The following is a 2,902-nucleotide window of genomic DNA, read 5'->3' as shown; positions in this document are numbered from 1 at the left end:
AACGCCTCGGGCGCCCCCATCTCATGCACCCGGCCCTGGTGCATGAAGATCACCCGGTCACTCACCTTGCGCGCGAAGTTCATCTCGTGCGTCACCATCAACAAGGTCATCCCCTCGTTGGCCAGCGACTCCACCACCCGCAGCACCTCTCCGACCAGCTCCGGGTCCAGCGCACTGGTGATCTCGTCACACAACAGCACCGCCGGCTCCATCGCCAGCGCACGCGCAATCGCCACCCGCTGCTGCTGACCGCCCGAGAGCTGGTCCGGCATGGCGTCGAACTTCTCCGCCAGACCCACACGATCGAGCAGCTGGCGCGCACGCGCTTCGTTCTCGCGCTCGCCCTTCTGCTTCACCAAGTGCGGGGCGAGCATGACGTTCTTGCCCACCGTGAGGTGCGGGAACAGGTTGAAGCTCTGGAAGATCATGCCCACCCGCTGACGCAGCTCGCGCATGGCCATCGCACTGTCGTAGAGCAGCGGCTTGCCATCGACCGTCAGCGACCCTTCCTGGAACACTTCCAGCCCGTTGATACAGCGCAGCAGCGTGCTCTTGCCCGAGCCGCTCTTGCCGATGATGGCGATCACTTCGCCGCGCTTGACGTCCAGGTCGATGCCCTTGAGCACTTCGTTGTCGCCGTAGGATTTGCGCAGCGCGGTGATGCGCACGATGGGCGCGCCCTTGTGAGTGTGGGCCGGGGCGAGCTCGGCTTGCGCCACGGGGGTGGTTTCAGCGGTGGCCGACATTGAGTTTCCTTTCAAGCGAGCGGGCGTACAGGGAGATGGGGAAGCACAGCGCGAAGTAGATCAGCGCGACACAGCCATACACGAGCAGCGGGGCGTAGGTGACGTTGGCGATCATGCCGCCGGCCTTGGTGAGTTCGACGAAGCCGACCACGGAGGCCAGTGCCGTGCCCTTGATCAGTTGCACGAGGAAGCCCACGGTGGGGGGCACGGAGATCTTGAGCGCTTGCGGCAGCACGACGTGGGTGAGCGTCTGCGGGAAGGAGAGCGCGAGGCTCTTGGCCGCTTCCCATTGGCCGCGCGGGATGGCTTCAACGCAGCCGCGCCAGATCTCGGTGAGGTAGGCCGAGGCGTAGAGGGTGAGGGCGAGCCCGGCCGAGACCCAGGCGGAGGTGTTGAAGCCCAGCAGCGCCAGCCCGAAGTAGAGCAGGAAGAGCTGCATGAGCAGCGGGGTGCCCTGGAAGAGCTGGACGTAGCCGCCGATGAGCCGGTTGGGCAGGGGCCGGTTGCTCAGGCGCAGCACGAGCAGCAGGGCGCCGACCAGGCCGCCGCCGAGGAAGGCGGTGAGCGAGAGGGCGACGGTCCAGCGCCCGGCGAGCAGCAGGTTGCGGACGATGTCCCAGAGGGTGAATTCGATCATGGGGGTCTGTCTCCTCGGGGGGGGGGGCGTTACCGGCCGAACAGGAAGCGCGGGCCGGCCCAGTTGAGCAGGCGGCGCAGTGCGATGGCGAGTGCGAGGTACATCAGGGTGCCGATGATGTAGGCCTCGAAGGCGCGGAAGTTGCGGCTCTGGATGAGGTTGGTGGCGAAGCTGAGTTCTTCGGTGGAGATCTGGCCGCACACGGCCGAGCCGAGCATGACGATGGTGATCTGGCTGACCAGCGCGGGCCAGACTTTCTTGAAAGCGGGCGGGAGCACGACGTGCAGGAAGATCTGCAGGCGCGAGAGCGCGAGGCTTTGCGCGGCTTCGACCTGGCCGCGCGGGGTGGCTTCGATGCCGGCGCGGATGATCTCGGTGGCGTAGGCGCCGAGATTGACGATCAGGGTGATGAGCGAGGCAGTGAGCGGGCTGAGCTTGACGCCGGCGGCGGGCAGGCCGAAGAAGATGAAGAAGAGCTGGACGATGAAGGGGGTGTTGCGGATGAGTTCCACGTAGGTGCCGACGATCCAGCGCAGGGCGAGCGGGCCGTGTGCGCGCGTCCAGGCGCAGGCGATGGCGAGCGTGATGCCGGCGAGCGTGGTCAGCGCGGTCAGCCCGACGGTGAGGGCCGCGCCCTTGAGCAGCATGGGCCATTGCTCGAGGATGGGCAGGAATTGCAGTTCGATCATGGGATTCCACCTGGCAGGGGACGCTTGCGCGGCCAAGGAATGTTCCGGGGCCTCGCGGCCCCGGCAAGAGAGGTCAGGTGTCTGCGTAAGACTTGAGTCGGGTCTTACAGCGGCAGTTCGCCGGCTTCACGCTTGAGCCACTTCTTGGAGAGCTCGTTGATGGTGCCGTCGGCCTTGGCCGCGAGGATGATCTCGTTGATCTTGTTGCGCAGTGCGTCCTCGCCCTTGTTGAAGCCCATGAAGCAGGGGCTGTCGCGCAGCAGCAGCTTGTACTCGGCGCCCAGTTGCGGCTGGCGCTGCATGAGCACGCCGATGTTGGAGACGCTGGTGCCGATGGCTTGCGTCTGGCCGGCGGCGAACGCGGCGGTGGTGGCGGCCTGGTTTTCGAAGCGTTTGACGATCACCGTCGGCGGGGCCATCTTGGCGAGCATCTCGTCTTCCATGGCGCCGCGGGTGACTGCCACGCTCTTGCCCGCGAGGTCGTCGAAGCTCTTGATCACGACTTCCTTGCGTGCGAACACCCCTTAATAGAACGGGGCGTAGGCGTGGCTGAAGTCGATGACCTTGGCACGCTCTTCGTTCTTGCCCAGCGTGGAGATGATCACATCGACCTTCTTGGTCTGAAGGTAGGGGATGCGGTTGGCGCTGACCACCGGGATCAGCTCGGCCTTCACGCCCAGCTTCTCGGCGACCAGGTTGGCCATGTCGATGTCCAGACCTTGCGGCTTCATGTCCAGACCCGCGAAACCGTAGGGCGGGTAGTCCGTCGGTATCCCGATCTTGAGCGTCTTGCTCTTGAGCACCCCGGACAATGCGTCCTGCGCTTGCGC

The 2,902-nt window shown here is 65.5% G+C and carries 5 protein-coding genes; all 5 read right to left on the bottom strand.

The annotated features are described in order from the left end of the window. The coding region (locus BGI27_RS17605; RefSeq protein ID WP_317984312.1) for an amino acid ABC transporter ATP-binding protein at positions 1-746 on the bottom strand (746 nt) is incomplete at its 3' end. Further along, positions 730-1,383 carry an amino acid ABC transporter permease gene (locus BGI27_RS17600; RefSeq protein ID WP_095526070.1) on the bottom strand — a complete coding sequence of 218 codons (654 nt, stop codon included), beginning with the start codon at positions 1,381-1,383 and terminating at the stop codon, positions 730-732. The genes BGI27_RS17600 and BGI27_RS17605, both read right to left, overlap by 17 nt. A gap of 29 nt (positions 1,384-1,412) precedes the next feature. After that, positions 1,413-2,072 carry an amino acid ABC transporter permease gene (locus tag BGI27_RS17595; protein WP_095526069.1) on the bottom strand — a complete coding sequence of 220 codons (660 nt, stop codon included), beginning with the start codon at positions 2,070-2,072 and terminating at the stop codon, positions 1,413-1,415. A gap of 104 nt (positions 2,073-2,176) precedes the next feature. Then, positions 2,177-2,572: a transporter substrate-binding domain-containing protein gene (locus tag BGI27_RS18995; protein ID WP_478210110.1), complete on the bottom strand. Its 396-nt coding sequence runs from the start codon at positions 2,570-2,572 to the stop codon at positions 2,177-2,179. 24 nt (positions 2,573-2,596) lie between these two features. Beyond that, positions 2,597-2,902, bottom strand: a 306-nt coding sequence (locus BGI27_RS18990) for a transporter substrate-binding domain-containing protein (protein WP_478210109.1), incomplete at its 5' end; no start/stop codon positions are given.

The organism is Candidatus Dactylopiibacterium carminicum (genome assembly GCF_014736495.1).
GTDB classification, from domain to species: Bacteria; Pseudomonadota; Gammaproteobacteria; order Burkholderiales; family Rhodocyclaceae; genus Uliginosibacterium; species Uliginosibacterium carminicum.
This window is presented reverse-complemented; position numbering and strand designations above follow the sequence as displayed.

What these genes read in the sequence shown, in the direction of transcription:
- BGI27_RS17600 (WP_095526070.1), bottom strand. Translation starts at nt 1,383, where the DNA reads ATGATCGAATTCACCCTCTGGGACATCGTCCGCAACCTGCTGCTCGCC.
- BGI27_RS17595 (WP_095526069.1), bottom strand. Translation starts at nt 2,072, where the DNA reads ATGATCGAACTGCAATTCCTGCCCATCCTCGAGCAATGGCCCATGCTG.